This is a genomic window from Bradyrhizobium sp. SZCCHNRI3052 (assembly GCF_032484895.1).
In the GTDB taxonomy this organism is placed as follows: Bacteria; Pseudomonadota; Alphaproteobacteria; order Rhizobiales; family Xanthobacteraceae; genus Bradyrhizobium.
Map to the genome: position 1 here is coordinate 88,623 of NZ_JAUETW010000003.1, position 21,035 is coordinate 109,657.

18 protein-coding genes are annotated in these 21,035 nt (G+C 66.8%); 12 read left to right on the forward strand and 6 right to left on the reverse strand.

The window, feature by feature from the left end:
• Positions 1-42 precede the first annotated feature (42 nt).
• Genes QW887_RS10890 through QW887_RS10900 form a run of 3 tightly spaced genes read right to left on the reverse strand, consistent with a single transcriptional unit; the run spans position 43 to position 2,940 of the window.
• On the reverse strand, positions 43-1,197 hold the full coding sequence (locus QW887_RS10890; RefSeq protein ID WP_316194528.1) for an ABC transporter substrate-binding protein: 1,155 nt from the start codon (positions 1,195-1,197) through the stop codon (positions 43-45).
• A gap of 24 nt (positions 1,198-1,221) precedes the next feature.
• Complete coding sequence (locus tag QW887_RS10895) at positions 1,222-2,073, reverse strand: amidohydrolase family protein (protein WP_316194529.1); 852 nt, start codon at positions 2,071-2,073, stop codon at positions 1,222-1,224.
• Between the two features lie 24 nt (positions 2,074-2,097).
• Complete coding sequence (locus tag QW887_RS10900) at positions 2,098-2,940, reverse strand: shikimate dehydrogenase (protein ID WP_315826459.1); 843 nt, start codon at positions 2,938-2,940, stop codon at positions 2,098-2,100.
• A 251-nt stretch (positions 2,941-3,191) separates the two neighbouring features.
• Here QW887_RS10900 and QW887_RS10905 point away from each other — a divergent pair, with 251 nt between their 5' ends.
• Positions 3,192-4,676, forward strand: a complete 1,485-nt coding sequence (locus QW887_RS10905) for an AMP nucleosidase (protein ID WP_315715638.1) — start codon at positions 3,192-3,194, stop codon at positions 4,674-4,676.
• Between the two features lie 20 nt (positions 4,677-4,696).
• Here QW887_RS10905 and QW887_RS10910 read toward each other — a convergent pair whose 3' ends face one another.
• Complete coding sequence (locus QW887_RS10910; RefSeq protein ID WP_409977936.1) at positions 4,697-5,020, reverse strand: winged helix-turn-helix transcriptional regulator; 324 nt, start codon at positions 5,018-5,020, stop codon at positions 4,697-4,699.
• Positions 5,021-5,201: 181 nt separating this feature from the next.
• Between QW887_RS10910 and QW887_RS10915 the strand changes: the two genes are divergently transcribed.
• A complete protein-coding gene (locus tag QW887_RS10915; protein WP_315767957.1) occupies positions 5,202-6,320 on the forward strand; it encodes an NADH:flavin oxidoreductase in 1,119 nt (372 codons plus the stop codon).
• Between the two features lie 103 nt (positions 6,321-6,423).
• Here the strand turns inward: QW887_RS10915 and QW887_RS10920 are convergent, their stop codons facing one another.
• Positions 6,424-7,587 (reverse strand): cytochrome P450, encoded by a 1,164-nt coding sequence (locus QW887_RS10920; protein WP_315751985.1) that lies wholly within the window; start codon positions 7,585-7,587, stop codon positions 6,424-6,426.
• A 133-nt stretch (positions 7,588-7,720) separates the two neighbouring features.
• Between QW887_RS10920 and QW887_RS10925 the strand changes: the two genes are divergently transcribed.
• From QW887_RS10925 to QW887_RS10970, 10 genes are all read left to right on the forward strand, one after another.
• Positions 7,721-8,641 (forward strand): helix-turn-helix domain-containing protein, encoded by a 921-nt coding sequence (locus tag QW887_RS10925; protein ID WP_315751984.1) that lies wholly within the window; start codon positions 7,721-7,723, stop codon positions 8,639-8,641.
• Between the two features lie 171 nt (positions 8,642-8,812).
• Entirely contained in the window at positions 8,813-9,985 is a 1,173-nt protein-coding gene (pobA, locus tag QW887_RS10930) for a 4-hydroxybenzoate 3-monooxygenase (protein ID WP_315715643.1), read from the forward strand.
• Between the two features lie 321 nt (positions 9,986-10,306).
• Positions 10,307-11,335 (forward strand): LacI family DNA-binding transcriptional regulator, encoded by a 1,029-nt coding sequence (locus QW887_RS10935; protein ID WP_315751983.1) that lies wholly within the window; start codon positions 10,307-10,309, stop codon positions 11,333-11,335.
• A gap of 118 nt (positions 11,336-11,453) precedes the next feature.
• Positions 11,454-12,902, forward strand: coding sequence for a xylulokinase (gene xylB / locus QW887_RS10940; RefSeq protein WP_315826456.1), 1,449 nt, complete (start codon positions 11,454-11,456; stop codon positions 12,900-12,902).
• 4 nt (positions 12,903-12,906) lie between these two features.
• Positions 12,907-14,229 (forward strand): xylose isomerase, encoded by a 1,323-nt coding sequence (xylA, locus tag QW887_RS10945; protein WP_315715646.1) that lies wholly within the window; start codon positions 12,907-12,909, stop codon positions 14,227-14,229.
• Positions 14,230-14,275: 46 nt separating this feature from the next.
• On the forward strand, positions 14,276-15,031 hold the full coding sequence (locus QW887_RS10950; protein WP_315715808.1) for an ATP-binding cassette domain-containing protein: 756 nt from the start codon (positions 14,276-14,278) through the stop codon (positions 15,029-15,031).
• Positions 15,031-16,128 (forward strand): ABC transporter permease, encoded by a 1,098-nt coding sequence (locus tag QW887_RS10955; RefSeq protein ID WP_315715647.1) that lies wholly within the window; start codon positions 15,031-15,033, stop codon positions 16,126-16,128. Before QW887_RS10950 ends, QW887_RS10955 begins: the two co-directional genes overlap by 1 nt.
• Before the next feature lie 83 nt (positions 16,129-16,211).
• On the forward strand, positions 16,212-17,147 hold the full coding sequence (locus QW887_RS10960) for a sugar-binding protein (RefSeq protein ID WP_315715648.1): 936 nt from the start codon (positions 16,212-16,214) through the stop codon (positions 17,145-17,147).
• A gap of 244 nt (positions 17,148-17,391) precedes the next feature.
• Positions 17,392-18,264, forward strand: coding sequence for a helix-turn-helix domain-containing GNAT family N-acetyltransferase (locus QW887_RS10965; RefSeq protein WP_315715649.1), 873 nt, complete (start codon positions 17,392-17,394; stop codon positions 18,262-18,264).
• Positions 18,265-18,570: 306 nt separating this feature from the next.
• Positions 18,571-20,118, forward strand: a complete 1,548-nt coding sequence (locus QW887_RS10970) for a L,D-transpeptidase (RefSeq protein WP_316194530.1) — start codon at positions 18,571-18,573, stop codon at positions 20,116-20,118.
• Between the two features lie 56 nt (positions 20,119-20,174).
• Here the strand turns inward: QW887_RS10970 and QW887_RS10975 are convergent, their stop codons facing one another.
• Positions 20,175-20,843, reverse strand: a complete 669-nt coding sequence (locus QW887_RS10975; protein ID WP_316194531.1) for a hypothetical protein — start codon at positions 20,841-20,843, stop codon at positions 20,175-20,177.
• Positions 20,844-21,035 lie beyond the last annotated feature (192 nt).

A 21,035-nucleotide genomic window follows, 5' to 3' on the forward strand; every position in this document is an offset into this window, starting at 1 on the left:
GCGCGCGTTGCGCGTGAGGAGGGCTTCTACGATGGCGCAGATCTACGGCGCCTTGGACGGCTTCAGCTTCGGCAGCGTCGCGACGATCTTCTGCTTGCCGTCGACGATCTCGGCCAGGAAGCTCTCACGGTCGATGTCGCCGTTCTGGTCCCAGCTTGCCTCCATCAGCATGCCCGGCGCCTTGTCCGGCGTCAGCGTCAATCCCTTCATGGTGGCGCCGAAAGCGTGGCCGTCGAACTTGCCGATCATCTCGGTCACGTATTTGACGAGATAGACCGCGGTATAGCCCTTGATGCCGTTATGGTCGGGCCAGTAGCGGTAGCGCTCGTTGAACTTCTTCGCAAAGGCCTGGATGGCAGGAATGGGCGCATCCGCGCTCAGGCCGACATGGCCGCGCACGCCGTTGGCGGCGGGGCCTGCGAGCTCCACGACCTTCTGGCTGAGCAGCGTTGTCTCTCCGAACAGCGGCACCGACAATCCCTGACGTTTGGCCTCGATCAGGAAACGCGCGCTTTCTTCCTCGTTGGTGTAGACGAAGATCGCGTCGGCCTTGACGTTCTTCAGCTTGATGACGTCGGAGCCGAAATCGACCTGGCCCTGTTCGGTCGAGATGTCCGACACCACCTCGATGCCGCGGGCCTTCATCTCCTTGACGAAGCTGTCGCGGCCGCCTTTGCCGAAATCGTTGTTCACCCAGACCACCGCGACGGACTTCACGTTCAGCTGGTCATGCAGATAGTTGGCGATCTTCGGCATGCTGAACTGCTGGCCGAAGGCGGTGCGGAAGATCCAGGGATTGCCTTGCGTCGTGATATCGGCGGCCTCGGCGCCGACGATCTGCGGCACCTCGGCCTGCTGCGTCAGCGCCATGTTGACCTTGACCGAGCCCGAATAGATCGGCCCCAGCACTACATAGGGCTCGCGGTCGAGCACCTTCTGCACCTGGGCCCGGGAGACGCCGGGATTGCTCTGGGTGTCGAGGTGCTCGGTCGCAATCTTGCGGCCGAGAATGCCTCCGGCATTGTTGATCTCGTCGACCGCCAGGGCGACGCCATCGCGCCAGTTCGTGCCCGACACGGCTCCGGGGCCGGACAGCTCGACGACATCGGGAATGTAGACGGTGTTCTCTGCCCAGGCCAAACCCGCCCACAGTGCCATGGCGGCCGCCAAGCCGCTCAATCTTCCCAGATGCCTCATGACGTCCTCCCGATTGTTTTTTGCTTATGATGATGAACTTGCGGGTGCCTCTGCAAAACCCAGTAGTCGCGACGGCGTTCGCCATAGCAGCCGGTGCTGATCGTCCGGGTCCGGAAAGATCTCGGTAATGCCGGCCAGCAGCGGCCCGTAGTCGAGGCGTTCGGGCGCGCGCAGGAACGGCCAATCGGAGCCCCACACGCAGCGGTCGAGCGTGAAGGCCTCGACCAGCGCGGCGATGAACGGCCATGTGTCGGCGTACGGATAGGGCTGGCGCGCGAATTTGTAGTAGCCGGACAGCTTCACATGCGCGTCGCGGTCGCGGCCGAGCGCGAGCAGGGCCTGGAAGGATGGGCGTCGCAGCCCATGCTCCACGGCAGGCCGGCCGCAGTGATCGAACACGAGGCGGACCGTCGACCGCTCGATGAGGGGCAGCAGGTCGAGCAACTGATCCTGCTCGACCTGGACCTGCAGAAACAGATCGAGGTCGGTCAGCTTGTCCAGCAGCGGCGCGGCGTCGCGGTAATAGTCGGTGCCGTGAAACGGCACGTTGAACGCGATGCCGATGACGCCAGCGGCCTTCAACCGCTCCAGTTCTCCGATGTCGACGTCCTTCTCGACGACCGCAACGCCCTTGAACCTGCCATCTCCGAGCCTGAGCGTGTCGAGCAGGATGCGGCTGTCGGAGCCATAGCCGGAATTGGTCGCAACGATCAGCGCGTGCCGGACGTCGAAGACGTCGAGCACGCGAATGAGATGCGCGGCGGGCGCGATTTCCTGGCCGGTCGGACGATAGGGCGTATCCGGCGCGTAGGGGAAGCGCGCGGGATCGATGGTGTGGAGGTGGCAATCGATCCTGGGGCCTGCCGGAAGTGCCATGGTCGAGCCTTCTCTGACAGACGCTCAGAACGTCGCCTGAATGGCCTTGATCAGTTCGGGCGTTACGTCGGGCAGCACGCCGAACCAGGCCTGGAAAGCGAGACGCGCCTGGTTGAGCAGCAGGCCGAGCCCGTTGACCGTCGTGCAGCCGCGCGCGCGCGCATCCGCGAGGAAGGGCGTTTCGAGCGGTGTGTAGATCAGGTCTGCGACGAGCGTCGTCGCGGACAGCCGCCCCAGGTCGATCTCCAATGCGGGCTTTCCGATCATGCCGCGATCGGTGCTGTTGATGAGCAGGGCGACATCGGCGACTGCCGCCGAACGATCATCCCACGCCACCGTGCTGATGGCCGTCCCGAATTCGGCTGCGATGGCCTGCGCCTTCTCGGTGGTGCGGTTGCAGATGCGGATGTCGCGGGCACCATTCTCCAGCAGCGCCACAACGACCGCGCGCGCTGCACCGCCGGCCCCGAGCAAGAGAACAGGGCCTTCGTCGGCGCGCCAGTTCGGCCTGGCATCGCGCAGGCTCTGGACAAAGCCGTTGCCGTCATTGTTGAAGCCGCTCAGCGTGCCATCCGCTTCGACCACGATCGTGTTCACGGCGCCGATGCGTCGTGCGGTGTCGTTGACCCGGTGCAGCAGCGGCATCGCCGTCTGCTTGTGCGGCATGGTCACGTTGCAGCCGCGGAATCCGAGCGCCACCAGCCCAGCCAGCGCATCCTTCAGCCGCTCCGGCTGAACCGCGAGCGGGACGTAGGCGCCGCGCAGGCCGTGCGCGTTGAGCCAGAAATTGTGGATCGTGGGCGAGCGGGAATGAGCGACGGGCATGCCGATGACGCCAGCCAATCCGAATCCATTCGCTTGCGACATGCTGCGCGATGACCTCCCTTTTCAGATATCGACCTGTTCCGGCCAATGTGAAACCGTCTTATGAGCAATGACGCGCACAGGCAATTGAAACATTCGGCCACAAATCCTTGTCGCAATGCAGCGCATCATGGCTCAACGTCCAGTTCATGGGCGTCGTCGCGTGACCCGCCCCCCTGGGCAAAGCCAGGGGTGATTTCTATGATTGCGCAAGTCTGCCTCGACGACCGTCCGCCGGATACAAAGGATCGCCATTGACTGTCCAATCTCCGCCACCCGTGGCAACAGAAACCTTCACCGACGCGGCCGCCGCGGTGGCCCGGCTCGAAGAGATCTACGAGCGCAATACCGCTTTCCTGCGCGGCCATTTCGAGGCCTATGCCAACGGCGTCGTGCCGGCGACACGGATCCGCGCCACCTATCCCTTCGTGCGGCTGACCACCGCAAGTCACGCCCGGCTCGACTCGCGTCTCGCCTATGGCTTCGTCGCGGGGCCCGGCGTGCACGAGACCAGCGTCACGCGGCCGGACCTGTTCCGCTCGTACCTGACCGAGCAGATCCGTCTGTTGATCGAGAATCATGGCGTGCCGGTCGAGATCGGCGAGTCGGCCGAGCCGATCCCGGTGCATTTCGCCTACCGCCGCGACATCAACATCGAGACGGCGCTTCCGCACCACGAGAGCCCGCTGGTGACGCGCTCGCTGCGCGACGTGTTCGACGCTCCGGATCTTGCGACCATGGACGATGCGATCGCCGACGGCACGCTCGGACTGAAGCCCGGCATGCCCGAGCCGCTGTCGCTGTTTCGCGCCGCGCGCGTCGACTACTCGCTGCGCCGGCTCTATCATTATACGGGCACCGACCCGGACCATTTCCAGAACTTCGTGATCTTCACGAACTATCAGTTCTATGTCGACGCCTTCGCGGATTGGGGCCGCCAGCAACTGGCGGCCGGGCAGGGCGCAGCCGAGGCCTTCGTCGAGCCGGGCAACGTCATCACCCGCAATGCCCGTCTCGGCGGCGGCACCACCGGCTCCGCGCCGGCGCGCACGCCGCAGATGCCGGCGCTTCATCTCGTCGAGCCGGGGCACCAGGGCATCACGCTGATCAACATCGGTACTGGTCCGTCGAACGCGCGTAACGTCACCGACCACATCGCGGTGCTGCGGCCGCATGCCTGGCTGATGGTCGGCCACTGCGCGGGCCTGCGCAATACGCAGCGGCTCGGCGATTACGTGCTGGCGCACGGCTATGTCCGCGAGGACCATGTGCTCGACCAGGAGCTGCCACCCTGGGTGCCGATCCCGGCGCTCGCCGAGGTGCAGGTCGCGCTCGAGGAGGCCGTGGAGACGGTCACCGGCTATTCCGGGTTCGAGCTGAAGCGGGTGATGCGCACGGGCACCGTGGCCAGCGTCGACAACCGCAATTGGGAGATCTCCGGCCCGGCCGTCATCCATCGCCTCTCGCAGTCGCGCGCCATCGCGCTCGACATGGAGTCGGCCACAATCGCCGCCAACGGCTATCGTTTCCGCGTGCCCTACGGCACCTTGCTCTGCGTCTCCGACAAGCCGCTGCATGGCGAGATCAAGCTCGCCGGCATGGCGAGCGACTTCTATCGCCAGCGTGTCGGCCAGCATCTCCAGATCGGGCTGAAGGCGCTGGAGCTCTTGAAGCATCAGGAGTCGGAGCGGCTGCATTCGCGCAAGCTGCGCAGCTTCGCGGAGGTGGCCTTCCAGTAGCGGCCTTTGGCCGCCTGGGATCAGCGACTCCGGCGCTCGTCGAAGGCCTGCCGGGCCTGCTCGACCTCCGGCATCTTGGCGATGGTCCAGGCATAGAGCGCGCGGAACGGGGGCTGCAGGGTACGGCCGAGCGGCGTGATCTCGTACTGAACCGCGACCGGCGAGTCCGCGATCACCTCGCGGGCGACGAGGCCGTTGCGCTCGAGCCGGCGCAGGCATTGCGTCAGCGCCTTCTGGGTGACGCCCTCGAGCTGCTTCTTGATCGCGTTGAAGCGCAGTGGACCGGAGTCCAGCACGGCCAGCACCATCATCGACCATTTGTCGGCGATCTGGTCGATCAGCACCCGGCTCGGGCATTCCGACGAGAAGTGCTGCGGCTTGCAGCGGAGCGGGGCGGTCTGTGATGTCGATGCGGCGGTCACGACAGCGGTTTCCTCCGATATACCTGAGCGACTTCGGGTGCCTGATTGACTTCAGGTTTACGAAGTATACTGGAGCGGTTCCGAACGCAATGGAGCCCCCTGAATGTCCGACCTCGATACCAGCGTGCTGTTTCGTCCGTTTCGCCTGAAGTCGCTGGAGCTGAAGAACCGCATCGTCATGGCGCCGATGACCCGCAACGCCGCGCCGAACGGCGTTCCCGGCGAGGCCAACGCTGCCTATTACCGCCGCCGCGCCGAAGGTGGCGTGGGGCTGATCCTCACCGAGGGCACTGTCGTCAACCGCCCGGCCTCGCGCAACGAGCCCAATATTCCCTTCTTCCACGGCGATGCCGCGCTGGCCGGCTGGCAGAACGTGGCGAGCGCCGTGCACACCGCCGGCGGCCGCATCGCGCCACAGATCTGGCACACCGGCTCGACCAAGGGCATGAGCCGCTGGGAGCCCGATGCGCCGGTCGAGAGCCCATCCGGGCTGGTTGCGCCCGGCAAGCCGCGCGGCAACGCGATGACCGAGAACGACATCGCCGACACCGTTGCCGCATTCGCGCAAGCCGCGGCCGACGCCAAGCGCACGGGCTTCGACGCCGTCGAGATCCATGGTGCGCACGGCTATCTGGTCGACGAGTTCTTCTGGTCCGGCACCAACCAGCGCGAGGACCGCTATGGCGGCGCCACCATCAAGGAGCGCTCCCGCTTTGCCGGCGAGATCGTCGCCGCGATCCGCAAGGCGGTGGGTCCCGATTTCCCGATCATCCTGCGCGTCAGCCAGTGGAAGCAGCAGGACTATGCGGCGCGCCTCGCCGAGACGCCGGCGCTGATGGCCGACTGGCTGCAGCCGCTGGTCGCGGCCGGCGTCGACATCCTGCACTGCTCGCAGCGCCGTTTCTGGGAGCCGGAATTCCCGGACGTGGACGGCGAGAAGGGCCTGAACTTCGCCGGCTGGGCCAAGAAGATCACGGGCGCCGCGACCATCAGCGTCGGCTCGGTCGGCTTGTCCGATGAATTCTTCTCGGCCTTCGCCGGCAAGCCGTCGACGACGGCCGATCTCGATGCGCTGCTGGAGCGCATGGCCAAGGAGGAGTTCGACCTCATTGCGGTCGGCCGCGCGCTGATCAGCGATGCCGAATGGGTCGCCAAGATCAAGGCCGGCGACAAGGCGGGCCTGAAGGGCTTCAGCGCAGCGGATCTCGGCGCGCTGGTTTGAGCTCTTGTAGACCCGTTGGTGCCCCTCGTCCGGCGTAAGCGGGGCGAGGGGGCGTACCGTCAGCGAGGCGCGAGCTCGAGCCTGCCATTAGTCCTCGCGATGACTAATGCACCGTCAGCTCGAGATACATCGGGCTGCGGAAGGTCGAAGACGGCATCCAGGGCAGTTGCTCCTGGGTGCGGCGATAGTCCGGCACGACCTTGTGCAGCTCGTCGAACGCGATCCTGATCGCCATGCGCGCGATCGCCGATCCCAGACAGGCGTGCACGCCGCCGCCGAAGCCGAGATGGCCGCGTGGCTTGCGCCTGATGTCATAGACATCCGGATTGGGAAACTGCCGCTCGTCGCGGTTGGCGGAGCCGTAGGCGAGGCAGACGAAATCGCCCTCGCGCATGGTCTGGCCGTGCAGGGTGACGTCCTTCTGCAGGCAGCGGCGGAAGCGCTGCGCCGAGGTGTTGTAGCGCAGAGACTCTTCCACGGCGTCCGCCATCAGGTCGGGATTGGCGACGACGGCCCGGCGCGCCTCCGCGTGATCGGCGAGATTATACGCCAGCATCGTCATGAAACCGCCGAGCGACTCGATGCCGGCCATGATCAGCGTGGTCGTCGTCAGCAGCACCTCGCGCTCGTCGAGCTTGTCGCCGTCGATCTCGGCCATGCTGAAGTGCGAGATCAGGTCGTTCTGCGGCCGCGCGCGGCGCTCCGCGATGATGCCGGCCGCATAGTCCTGCATCCAGTTGTAGGCTGCGATGTGCTGCGGTCCCTTGGCGCGGCTCACCGGATCGCTCTGCACCATCAGCACCGCCTTGTCGCGCACCGTCTGCTCGTCGCCGAGCGGCAGGCCGAGCGCGGCGAACAGCACGCGCACGGTGAATTTCGACGAGAATGCCTCGATGAAGTCGAACCGGTCCTGGCCGCGCAGCGCCTCGGCGCAGTCGCGCGCGATGTCGCGGATCGGGCCTGACAGGCTCTCCAGATTGCGCTTCATGAAGGCATGCTGGACGAGGCCGCGCAGCCGGTCGTGGCGCGGCGGGTCGGTGGTGCCGAGCGTCGCGCCGGCACGGTTCGGCAGCTCGGTCATCAGGTTGCCCTTGGCCGACGAATAGGTCTGCCAGTTCGTTCCGGCCGCCGCCACATCGGCATAGCGCGACAGGATCCACACCTGGGCCTGCGGGCTCCAGAAGCAGGGGTGTTCGTCGCGCAGCGTCTTGTAGAACGGGAACGGGTCGGCATCGACCGCAGGCGAATACGGGTCGAACGCGAACATCTTGGGCCTCCTCTCCATTGAGTGTGGTCGTTGTTGTTCTTTTCATTGATCTAGCCGAGCCGTGGCCGCGGCGTGAGACACGAAAGCCGGCCAAGACTTGTACTTTTCCGACATTCAGGGTTAGCTCTCGCTCATGCCCCGCTTTCGCACCAAGCCGTCGATCCCCGCGTTCGCGCTGTACGGCGAAGCGTCGGCCGCGCAGCCGGACATGCTGCATGTCGAGCCGATCCAGGTGCGCAGCAAGCTGTATCGCTGGGAGATCGAGGCGCACACCCATCAGGGCCTGCACCAGATCCTCTGGGTCGGCTCCGGCCCGGCCGAGATCGCCTTGGACGAAAGCCGCGAGCGCTGTGCCGGCCCGGTCGCCGTGATCATTCCCCCCGGCGTCGTCCATGCCTTCCGCTTCTCGCGCGACACTGACGGCTATGTGCTGACGTTCAATCCGCGGGCGGTGGTGGAGGGCGACGTGCCGGCGACCGGCGAGGCGTTGCGCGACTTGTTCGCAACCGCGCAGATCCTGCATCTCGACGCACAGGCGGTCGCGACGCGGCGCATCGCCGCGCTGTTCGTCGACCTCGCCGACGAGTTCGCCGCCGCCGATTCCGCGGCCTCGCCGGTTCCGCACTGGCTCGGTCGCTCGATCGTGTGGCGGCTGGCGCAGCAGAGCGCGCGGCAGTCGCAAGGCGCGCGGCGCGGCAGCGGGCATGCCGCGCTGTTCACCCGCTTCATCGTGCTGGTCGAGGCGCATCACCGCGATCACTGGTCGGTGGCGCGCTACGCCGACGAACTCGGCATGACGCCGGAGCGGCTCAATCGGTTGACGCGGGCCGAGACCGGTCAGTCCGCGCTCGACATCGTGCATGCGCGGCTCGCGCGCGAGGCGTGCCGGCGGCTCACCTATATTGCGGCGCCGGTGTCGAAGCTGGCGTTCGAGCTCGGTTTCAAGGACCCGGCCTATTTCTGCCGCTTCTTCAAGCGGCACACCGGGGCGAGCCCGCGCGACTATCGGCGTGCGATGGGCGTCGGAGACGACGCGGCGCCGCCGGCAGGCTGATCGGTGCCGCCGATACCATTGCGGCGTTCGTTGTGCATCGCGGCATGGTGTCGGAAAAGTGCAAGAGAATGCCGCGTCCATCCAAGTGATCCCTGCGCATTCCTTGCTAAAATCCGCGACTGAAAAGCATACCCAACAAGCCTGCGTCTGCGAATCCGGGAGAACACGCCCATGAAAGTCCAAGTCTGCATCATCGGCGGAGGCCCGTCGGGCCTGATGCTGTCGCAGCTCCTGCATCTGCAGGGCATCGATACGATCATCCTGGAGAAATCCAGCCGCGACTACGTGCTGTCGCGCATCCGTGCCGGCGTGCTCGAGCACGGCTTTGCCGAGCTGATGCGCGAGGCGCAGTGCGGCGAGCGCATGGACCGCGAGGGCGAGATCCATCACGGTTTCTACATCGCCCATGACGGCAAGCTCGATCGCGTCGACCTGCACAAATATTCCGGCGGCAACTCGGTGATGGTCTATGGCCAGACCGAGTTGACGCGCGATCTCTACGAGGCCCGCGACAAGCTCGGCGGCAAGGTCGTGCACAACGCGGCCGACGTGACGCCGCACGACATCGCTTCCGACAAGCCCTTCGTCACCTACCGTCAGGACGAGGAGGTCGTCCGCATCGACTGCGACTACATCATCGGCGCCGACGGCTTTCATGGCGTCAGCCGCAAGTCGATCCCGCACGACAAGCTGACCGAATACGAGCGGGTGTACCCGTTCGGCTGGCTCGGCGTGCTGTCGCGCACCAAGCCGGTGTCGCCGGAGCTGATCTATGCCAAGCACGAGCGCGGCTTCGCGCTGTGCTCGCTGCGCTCGCAGGTGCTGAGCCGGTACTATGTCCAGGTGCCGCTCACCGACAAGGTCGAGGACTGGAGCGACGACGCGTTCTGGGAGGAGCTGAAGCGCCGGCTGCCGGCGGAGATCGCTGGCCGTCTGATCACCGGGCCCTCGATCGAGAAGAGCATCGCGCCGCTGCGCAGCTTCGTCGCCGAGCCGATGCGCTACGGCAGGCTGTTCCTGGCCGGCGACGCCGCCCATATCGTGCCGCCGACCGGCGCGCGCGGGCTGAACTCGGCTGCGTCCGACATCTACTATCTCTATCATGCGCTGCTCGACCACTACAAGAAAGGCGACGATCGCGGCATCGACGGCTACTCGCAGCGGGCGCTGGCGCGGATCTGGAAGGCGCAGCGCTTCTCCTGGTGGATGACAACGCTCTTGCATCGTTTCCCCGACCGGCTGTCCTACGACGACAGACTGCAGGACACCGAGCTCGCCTATCTGTTCTCGTCCGAGGCCGCGCAGCGGTCGCTGGCAGAGAACTATGTCGGGCTGCCGTTTTGAGCGGGGTCATCGCGACGCGTTTCGCCTGCGCTGCTTGATGGCATCACGCATCAATAGCCTCGCTGTGGTTCCAGCGAACGCCGGCACCCATACCCAGGGAGCGGTTTGAGGCAGGCTGGCGATTGGCTTTGCCCATCCGCCTGCGGCTGCTTCGGCTGGTGCAACTTCGCTCAGCTCGAGATGGAGGGGGCAGACGATCCGGGACGCGCTGTCGGGAAGGGCGCCGGCTGCCTCAGTCTGTCGGCTTCCCCCGCTCGCCCTCAAAAATGAGTTGCGCACCTCAAAAACCGCGCTATGGTCCTCAACCCAAAGGGGAGGAGCATGAACGCGCCGCTGACATTGCGGGATATTGCGCGGCAGGCGGGCGTGAGCCTCGCCACTGTGGATCGCGTGCTGCACAACCGGCCCGGCGTGCGCCCGGATACGGTGCGACGCGTCAAGGACGCGATGGAGCGCAGCGCGTTCCAGCCGCATGCGGCGGCCTCCGAACTCGCCCGTGCCCGCGCGCGGCGCTTTGCCTTCGTGATGCCGTCCGGCGCCAATCCCTTCATGCAGCAGATTCAGGCGCATCTCGGCGATCTGACGAGCTGGATGGCCGCGCGCCGGCTCACGGTCGATGTGGTCACGACGGACGTGTTCGATGCGGCCGTGCTGGCCGCGAAGCTCGAGCAGCTCGTCGGTCAGGTCGACGGCGTCGCGGTGGTGGCGCTCGATCATCCGAGCGTGCGCGCGGCGATCAACGATCTCGTCGAGTCCGGCGCCAAGGTGGTGACGCTGGTGTCGGACGTGCCGTCGTCGCGACGGCATCATTATGTCGGCATCGACAACATCGCCGCCGGCCGCACCGCGGGCGCGCTGGTCGGACGCTTCGCCGGTGGCAGGGCGGGGCGGGTCGCGATCATGGCCGGCTCGCAAAGCCTGCGCGATCATGCCGAGCGCATCTTCGGCTTCGGCCAGGTCCTGGCGGCGGAGTTTCGGCAACTTGAGGTTTTGCCGGTCGCTGAGGGGCATGACGTGGACGATCGCTCAGAGCACCTCATGCGCAAGCTGCTGACCGAGCATCGCGACATCGTCGGGCTCTACAATGTCGGCGCTGGCACGGCCGGCGTCGCCAAGGCGCTGACCGAGTCGGGGCGCGCCGACAACATCGTGTTCGTCGGCCACGACGTGACGGCACTGACGCGCAAGCTGCTGTTGAACGGCGTGATGGACGCGGCGATTTCGCAGAACCCGGGACACGAGGCGCGCTCCGCGGTGCGCGTGCTCCTGGCGCTGGCGCGCGGCGAGCCGATCCTGAGCGAACAGGAGACGATCCGCATCGACATCGTGATGCGGGACAATCTGCCGTGAGCGGATGGCCGCGATGACGCGGTCGGCCTGAGCACGGAATGAGAAGAGACCGAGGTGCTGGTTTCGAGGCGACGGCAGATCGCCGAAGCGCCTTGCGGTCGGTGGGAGGAGTGGAGACGTGTTTCTCGGACTGGATGTCGGCACATCCGGCGTGAAGGCCGTGCTGGAGGACGAGACGGGCGCGCTGATCGCGAGCGCCGCGCGGCCGCTGGCGCTGTCGCATCCGCAGCCGCTGTGGTCCGAGCAGAATCCGGATCACTGGGTCGAGGCCGTCATCGGCGCGGTCGATGATCTCGCGCGGGAGCGTCCGCGCGAGACCGCTGCCGTCAGCGGCATCGGCCTGTCCGGCCAGATGCACGGCGCGACCTTGCTGAACCGCACCGGTCGGCCGCTGCGGCCGGCGATCCTTTGGAATGACGGCCGCTCGCAAGCCGAATGCGCCGAGCTCGAACGCCGCTGTCCCGAACTGCACGCCATCGCCGGCAACCTCGCGATGCCCGGCTTCACCGCGCCGAAGCTCGTCTGGGTGGCGAAGCACGAGCCGAAGATATTTGCCGAGGTCGCGAAGGTGCTGCTGCCGAAGGCCTATGTGCGCTATCGGCTGTCCGGCGAGATGGTCGAGGACATGTCGGATGCGGCCGGCACCCTGTGGCTCGACGTCGGCGCGCGGCGCTGGTCTGAGAAACTGCTGGCGGCGACCGGGCTCGGTCTCGATCACATGCCGCGCCTCGTCGAGGGCAATGAGCGCAGTGCCGTGTTGTCGCCCGAGCTGGCGCGGCGCTGGGGCATGGGCGCTGACGTCGTGATCGCGGGCGGCGCCGGCGACAACGCGGCGAGCGCAATCGGGCTCGGCGCCATCACGCCCGGCGATGCCTTCCTGTCGCTCGGCACATCAGGCGTGCTGTTCCGGGTGACCGACCGCTTCGCGCCAGCGCCGGAAGCGGCCGTGCATGCGTTCTGCCATGCGCTCGGCGGTCTCTGGCATCAGATGGGCGTGATGCTGTCGGCCGCGGCCTCGCTGGCGTGGCTGGCCCGCCTTCTCGAGACGCCGGAAGCCGCGCTGCTGGCGCCGCTCGGTATCAGCGTCGAACGTCCGAGCCCGGTGCAGTTCCTGCCTTATCTCGACGGCGAGCGCACGCCGCACAACGATGCCCATGCCGCCGGCGCCTTGGTTGGCCTGCGCAGCGCAGCCGGCCGCGGTGATCTCGTGCAGGCGGTGCTGGAGGGCGTGGCGTTTGCCTCACGCGACATGTTCGCCGCGCTCGCGCGCAGCGCGCAGCCGATCACAGAGCTCGATCTCGTCGGCGGCGGCTCGCGCTCTTTGTTGTGGGCGCAGATCATGGCCGACGTGCTCGGCGTCACCGTGCACCGGGTCGAGGAGGGCGAGGTCGGCGCCGCCATCGGCGCCGCGCGGCTCGGCCGTCTTGCCGCGACCGGCGCAGCACCGGCCGATGTCTGCCGCAAGCCGCAGCGGCTGCAGAGTTTCGAACCCCGCGCGCCGCAGCGCGCGGCATATGACGCCGCCTACGCGCAATGGCGCAAGCTCTATCCTGCTCTCAAGGAGTAACGTCGTGAACGTCCAGGCCCCCTTCTTCCAGACCGGCGCGACCGTCAGCTATGGCGGGCCCGAGTCACGCAGCCCGCTGTCGTTCCGTTGGTACGACAAGGATCGCGTCATCCGGGGCAAGCGGATGGAGGATCATCTGCGCTTCGCGGTCTGCTACTGGCATTCGTTCTGCTGGCCGGGCAGCGATCCGTTCGGCGGCGAGACCTTCCTGCGGCCGTGGCAGCATGGCGACGACGCGATGGCGATGGCGCGGGCCAAGGCCGACGTGGCGTTCGAATTGTTCCGGCTGCTCGACGTGCCGTTCTTCACCTTCCACGACGTCGATGCGGCGCCGGAAGGCGCGACGCTGAAGGAGTCGGTTGCCAATCTCAATGCGATCGGCGATCTGTTCGAGCACAAGATGGCGTCTGCCAAGGTGCGGCTGCTGTGGGGCACCGCCAATCTGTTCTCGCATCGCCGCTACATGGCGGGCGCCGCGACCAATCCGGATCCGGACGTGTTCACCTACGCGGCGGGACAGGTGCGTGCCGCACTCGAGGTGACGCATCGTCTCGGCGGCGCCAACTACGTGCTGTGGGGCGGCCGCGAGGGCTACGAGACGCTGCTCAACACCGACATGAAGCGCGAGCTCGACCAGCTCGGCCGCTTCGTCGCGCTGGTCGTCGAGCACAAGCACAAGATCGGCTTCAAGGGCCCGCTGCTGATCGAGCCGAAGCCGAAGGAGCCGACCAAGCATCAGTATGATTTCGACGTCGCCACCTGCTACGGCTTCCTGCAGCGCTATGACCTTTTGAACGACGTCAAGCTCAACATCGAGCAGAACCACGCCATCCTCGCCGGTCATTCGTTCCAGCACGAGATCGCGCTGGCGCAGGCGCTCGGCGTGTTCGGCTCCCTCGATATCAACCGCGGCGACGATCTGCTCGGCTGGGACACCGACCAGTTCGCGATGAACGTGCCGGAGCTGGCGCTGGTGTTCCACGACATGCTCAAGGGCGGCGGCTTCACCACGGGCGGGCTGAATTTCGACGCCAAGATCCGCCGGCAGTCGATCGATCCGGATGACCTGCTGCACGCCCATGTCGGCTCGATGGATGCCTGCGCGCGGGCGCTGATCGCCGCCGACGAGATGCTGACCGACAGTGCGCTGACCGCGCCGCTGGCGCGGCGCTACGCCGGCTGGGACGGCGACGAGGGGCAGGCGATCCTCGCCGGCCGCCGCTCGCTCGCCGAGCTCGCCGACCGCGCCGTCAACACCGGCCTCGATCCGCAGCCGCGGTCCGGCCGGCAGGAATATCTCGAAAGCGTGGTGAACCGCTATGTCTGACGACAGCAGCCTGCGCACGATGACGAATGACGCTGAGCGCGCCGTGATGAGCACCGCCGCGCAGCCGGTCCTTGAGCTGAAGGGCATCGGCAAGCAGTTCGGCGCGATCCGCGCGCTGCAGGGCGTGGATCTTTCGATCGGCTCCGGCGAGGTCGTCGGCCTGATGGGCGATAACGGCGCCGGCAAGTCCACGCTGGTGCGGATCATCGCCGGCAATTTTCCGCCGAGCCAGGGCACGATCCATTTCGGCGGCCGCGAGGTGCATTTCCATCGCCCGATGGATTCGCGCAGCGTCGGCATCGAGGTCGTGTACCAGGACCTGGCGCTCGCCAACAACCTCACGGCAGCGGCCAACGTGTTTCTCGGCCGCGAGCTGAAGCGCAATTTCGGCCCGCTGGCGCTGCTCGACCACAAGGGCATGGAGGCGCGCGCGCTGGAGCTGTTTCGCGAGCTGCGCTCCGAGACGCGGCCGCACGATCTCGTCAAGGACATGTCGGGCGGCCAGCGCCAGGCGGTGGCGATCGCGCGGACGCGGCTGTCCAACGCCAGACTGGTGATGATGGACGAGCCGACCGCGGCGATCTCGGTGCGCCAGGTCGAGCAGGTGCTGAGCCTGATCCATCGCCTGAAGGAACAGGGTATAGCCGTCATCCTGATCTCGCACCGCATGCCTGACATCTTCGCGGTGTGCGATCGCGTCGTGGTGATGCGCCGCGGCGAAAAGAAGGCCGACAAGCCGGTCGGCGAGACCAGCCCCGAGGAAGTGACCGCGCTGATCACTGGCGCCAAGGAGGCGGCGTGATGTCCGTTCCATCCGAGACCAGCTCCGCCGGCACCGACGTCACCTTCACCAATGTCGGCGTCATCAGATGGTGGCACCGCGGCGTGTTCGCCTCGCAGACGGCCTACGTCACGCTGGCGCTCATCGCCCTCATCATCGTGATGAGCTTCGCCAGTCCCTATTTTCTGACCGAAGGCAATCTGCAGAACGTCGCCAAGAACTTCTCCTTCATCGCCATCGCGACGCTCGGCATCACCTTCGTCATCATTACCGGCGGCATCGACCTGTCGGTCGGCTCGATGATGTGTTTCGCGGCGATGATCACCTCGATGGTGATGACGACGCTATCGACGCCGGGGATGCCGCAGTCGTCGCTGTTCGTGCATCTCGCCGCGGACGGCAAGACCGTGGTCGCGAACGTGCCCGGCCTGATCCTGATCGTCTCGGTGCTGGCAGGCCTGGCGGTTTCGCTGGTCGTCGGCCTGATCAACGGCGTCTGCATCGCCTTGCTCGGGCTGTCGCCGTTCGTGACCACGCTCGGCATGCTGTCGATCGTGCGCGGTCTCAGCTACGTGATCTCGAACGGCAAGGGCAGCTTCCCCGGCGGCCCCGACGCCGATTATTTCTATGCGCTGACGCAGGGCGATGTGTACGGCGTGCCGGCGCCCTTCATCTATCTCATCGTGCTGGCGCTGGTGATGGCGCTGGTGCTGCACCACACCGCGTTCGGCCGCCACGTGTTCGCGATCGGCGGCAACGAGAAGGCCGCGGAGCTCACCGGCGTCTCCGTGCCCCGGGTGAAGATCGAGGTCTATGTGATCGGCGCGCTTGCCGCCGGCCTGCAGGGCATCATCATCTCGGGCTGGCTCGGATCGGCGCCCGCGAACATGGCGACGTCCTACGAGCTCAACGTGATCGCCGCGGCCGTGATCGGCGGCGCCAACCTCGCCGGTGGTCTCGGTGGTCCGCTCGGCGCCATCGTCGGCTGCGTCCTGCTTGAGGTGATCCGTAACGGGCTGGTGCTGGCGCAGGTCAACTCCTACTGGCAGCAGACCCTGGTCGGCGTGATCATCATCGCCGCCGTGCTTGTGGATCGTATCCGCGCGCGCCTGCTGTGACGAATACTGGCCGGGGTGACAATCGCGTCTATCCTCACCCGGAACAGACAATGATCAGGGATAGACATGGAGGAGGGAAACCCATGAAGAAGCTGCTCTATGCGGTCGCATCGCTCGCGATTTTGATGGCCCCGGCGCAGGCCGAGACCAAATACCGCTTCGCCATCGTGCCGAAGGCGATGAACAATCCGTTCTTCGACGTCGCGCGCGACGGCTGTCTGAAGCGCGCCAAGGAGCTCGGCAATGTCGAGTGCATCTACAAGGGCCCGGTCGAGCACGAGCCGGCCACGCAGGCGCAGATCATCCAGGACTTCATCACCCAGAAGGTCGACGGCCTCGCCATCTCGGTCGCCGACGTTCCATCGATGACGAAATCGATCGAGGCGGCGACGGCGGCCGGCATTCCCGTCATCACCTTCGACGCCGATGCGCCGGGCTCGAAGCGCATTGCCTATATCGGTACCAACAACAAGGACTTCGGCCTCGCGCTCGGCAAGCAGCTCCGCGAGCTCCGGCCTGAGGGCGGCAAGTACGCCGTCGTCTCCGGCGGTCCCGGCGCCAAGAACCTCGCCGAGCGCGTCGACGGCGTGCGCGAGGCGCTGAAGGGCTCGAAGTGGACGGAAGTGGCGGGCTCGCCGACCTTCTGCAACGACGATCCCGCGCTCGCCGTGCAGCAGATGGCCGATCTGCGCACCGCGACGCCGGATCTCGGCGCCATCGTGCCGATCGGCGGCTGGCCGATGTTCGCGCCCGAGGGCTACAAGGCCTTCGTCAACAAGAACCGCAAGGACATCGACGCTGGCAAGCTGACGCTGGTCGTTGCCGATACGCTGAAGATGCAGCTCGAGCTGCTGCGCGACGGCTATTCCAACGCGCTGACCGGCCAGCGTCCGTTCGAGATGGGCGAGAAGGCGATGGACACGCTGCTCGCGATCAAGAAGGGCGAGAAGGTGCCGGAGGTGATCTACACCGGCCTCGACCTCGTCACCAAGGACAACGTCGCCAAGCTTTTGAACTGAGTTCCTCCCGGGGAAAACCTGGCGGTCCGGCAACCGGCTTCGGCCGGCGGCTGGGCCGCCCTTTTTTGCTTGGGGATGCTTTTGGTACCCGCGGACCGGACATGACGGTTGTGATCAATCGAAACGCTGCGGCGTACTGGATGCCCTGCTTGCGCAGGCAATGACGACAGAGGCTGGAGCGGCCGCCTGCACTCGACTACGGGCACAATTGACAGACGGAAATATCTGACTTAAGTCAGATATTATGCTCGACCCCATCTCCCGCGTCCGCCGCTTCAACCGCGCCGTCACCTCGGAGGTCGGCGCGCTCGACACCTCGTTCCTCGGGCGCGGTCGGCCGCTCGGGGCGGCCCGCGTGCTCAATGCAATCGGCCATGGCCGCAGCGACGTGGCCGAGCTGCGCGACTATCTCGCACTCGATTCCGGGCTGATGAGCCGGCTGCTGCGCAGCCTGGAGGAGGAGGGGCTGGTGATGACCAGGCCGCATCCCGACGACGCGCGCCGCCGCATCGCCAGGCTCACAGCCGCCGGGCGGCGCGAATTCGAGGCCTATGAGACGCTCTCCAACGCTCAGGCCGAATCGATGCTGGCGCGTCACGGGCAGCCCGAAGCGCTCTTGGCGGCGATGGACCTGGTCGCGGCCGCGCTGGGACGCAGCCGCATCGCCATCGACGAGGTTGATCCGCGCGGCGAGCAGTCGCGCTACTGCCTCGGCGAGTACTACGCCGAGCTGTCGCGGCGCTTCGAACGCGGCTTCGATGTGTCGCTGTCGCGCGATCCCGATGCCTTGGACATGATGGCGCCGCGCGGGGCTTTCTTCGTGGCGTTGTCCGACGGCCTGCCGCTCGGCTGTGTCGGGCTGAAGGGCAGCGGCGGCGATGTCGCCGAGATCAAGCGGCTCTGGGTCGCGCCCGCCGCGCGCGGCCTCGGCCTCGGCCGCCGCCTGATGGACGCGGCCGAAGAGGCTGCCCGCACGCTCTCGATCAGCATTCTTCGCCTCGACACCAACAGCGCGCTCGCCGAGGCCGTCCAGCTCTATCGCCGCGCCGGCTGGACGGAGATCGACCGCTTCAACGACGATCCCTATCCGGACCTGTTCTTCGAGAAGCAGCTCTAAGATTGATCTCGCGCGGCGCCTGCGCCCCGCCGTTCTCCAGTCCAGCCACGGACCAGATCGCCCTGTTCGGCGTTAAGCGATGAGCAACTGGTAGGGTGGTGGAATGCGGGCCTTCGGGGGAGCTTGCGACGGAAGGGCGCGCCTTGAGTCCGATTCGTTGCCCGATCCTGCCCCAATTGCGGCGAGGGGGGCCCGATGACATGAGGACGCGCCTTCGCCTCACTTCACCCCAAGACATGATCGAGCGTATAGATCGTCCTGCGCCGATCGCGCCGGCGGAACAGCAATAACGAATTGGGATAGGGCATGGTGACACGATCCACGGTGGCTCAGAACCTTGCAGCGATGCGGCGTCGGGGAGCGGTCCTGATGACTGTCGCGGCCGCCACCGTGCTGGCTCTGCAAGGTTCCGAGGCCCGCGAGCGACAGGCACGTCCGGCGCCGGTGATCGAGGCGACGGCGCCGCGTGCGCATGGCGATCCGATCATGGCGATCGTGTCGATCAAGACCCAGAAGGTGACGTTCTACGACGCCGATGGCTGGATCTGGCGCGCACCGGTGTCGACCGGCGTCTCGGGCCGCGAGACGCCGGCCGGCGTGTTCGCCATCATCGAGAAGGACAAGGACCACCACTCGACTCTTTACGACGATGCCTGGATGCCGAACATGCAGCGCATCACCTGGAACGGGGTGGCGCTGCATGGCGGGCCGCTGCCCGGCTATGCCGCCTCGCATGGCTGCGTCCGCATGCCCTATGGCTTTGCCGAGAAGCTGTTCGACCGGACCTGGATCGGCATGCGGGTGATCATCGCGCCGGGTGACCCGGCGCCCGTCGAGTTCTCCCATCCCGCCTTGTTCGTGCCGAATGCGCAGGCGCTCGCCGCGGTGCCCTCGCGGGCCGCGACGCTCGGCCGCGAGGCCGAGGACGCCGCCAGGAGCGCCGACGAGGCCAAGGCGGCGGCTGCCGCGGCCGAGCGCGAGGCCAAGGCTCTGAAGGCGTCCTTGCGCAAGCTGGAGCAGGCCAAGGCGCGCGCCGAGGCCGAGCTCAAATTCGCCGACAGGAAGTTGGCCGCCGCCAAGACCGATCAGGCCAGGACGCTGGCCGAGGATGCGGAGCAGAAGGCCGCCGCCAAGGCGACCGACGCGGCAGCGCAGCTCGAGGCCGCCAAGTCGGACGCGACTGCGAAGCTCGCTGCGGCGACCTCGACCAAGGATGCTGCCAAGGCGGCGGCGGCCAGGAAGTCCGATGCGAGCAAGGCTGCGACGGACGCCAGGCTCGCGACCGAGCCGGTCTCGGTCTATATCAGCCGTTCGACGCAGATGCTCTATGTCAGGCGCAACACGCACAAGCCGGCCCCCGATGGCGGCGGCGAGGTGTTCGACACCTCGATCGAGGCGCCGGTGACCATCCGCGATCCCGACCGGCCGATCGGAACGCATGTGTTCACCGCGGTGGCGCAGAACGGCGCGGAGCTGCGCTGGACGGCGGTGACCATCGACGACGGCGACACCGCCAAGGACGCGCTCGACCGCATCACCATTCCGAAGGACGTGCTCGACCGGATCGCGCCGACGGCCGTGCCGCGCTCCTCGATCATCGTCTCGGACGAGCCGCTGTCGAGCGAGACCAATTATCGGACCGAGTTCGTCGCGGTGCTGAGCAACCAGCCGCAGGGCGGCTTCATCACGCGCCGGCCGACGACCAATGTCGACGTCGTCGCCAGCGGGGACGAATATGACGACGGCTTCGGCAGCATCTTCCAGCGCAGCTGGGATGGCCAGCCCGTCGCGGCGCCGCGCCGCCGCGGTCCGCCTCCGACCTACTACCGGCCGGTGCAGCCGGGCTGGTGGTGACCAGCCGGGCTGATGCCTGACCGCGATTCGCGGGTCAGGCCGGATGGCCCTTCAAATCAGTTGCGACCTGCGGGGATGACGCCGGGCCACTGCATCAAGAAAGGCTGCGGCTCGTGCTGCGCCTCGGTCGCGCGCGCCACGCGCCTGACACGGTGAGGCCTGCGGGAGATCGAGCTGGTCGCCTCGCGAGCGGTCTCGATGCGCGTCAACTGCTGACGCATCTCGCCGGTGGAGGTCCGGAGCTGCTCGATGGTCATGTCGCTGTTCGCGGCCGCGGTGCGCAGCCCGCTCAGCTCGGTTGCCGCATCTTCCTGGGCGCCGCGGAGGCGGATCGTCTGGCGCTTCAGCAGCGCGAGATCGGATTCGATCTTGTCGGCCGTATCGCGGCGGCGGGCCTCGGTCTCGTCGGCGGCGGTGCGCAGGACGGCCAGGCCCGTTTCGGCCGTGGTGAGGCTGGCGCGCAATTGCAGAAGCTCGCCGGAGGTGTCGCTCTGGCGGTCGCGCAGCTGGGCGGTCTCGGCCTTGAGCTGCGCCAGCTCCGAGGTCAGCGTGGCGACGCGGCTCTCGAGCGAAGGCGCTCTGGTGCCGAAGGAGAAGCTGTTGGCGCCGCCGCTGCTCCACCACATCGCACCGGCGCTGGCTACGAGCGCCAGACTCAGGACAATTCGTAGAGAGGCCGTGCCGCTGCTCGGCGGGGCGTCCGGCGTCTTGGTGGATCTGCGCATCGACGGGTCTCCGGGATTTGATGGAGACAATTATGATCATATTAAGGTTGCCAATGTTCTAAGCGCGCCGCTCCCGCGGAACATTTCATCCACGTAGTTTTGCGGGAATGGGCTCTCGCAGCCTCGAGTTGTGAGCATGACCGGCGGCGCTCAAGAGTGCGGATGCAGGGACGGTGATGGCCTGGCCTGGAT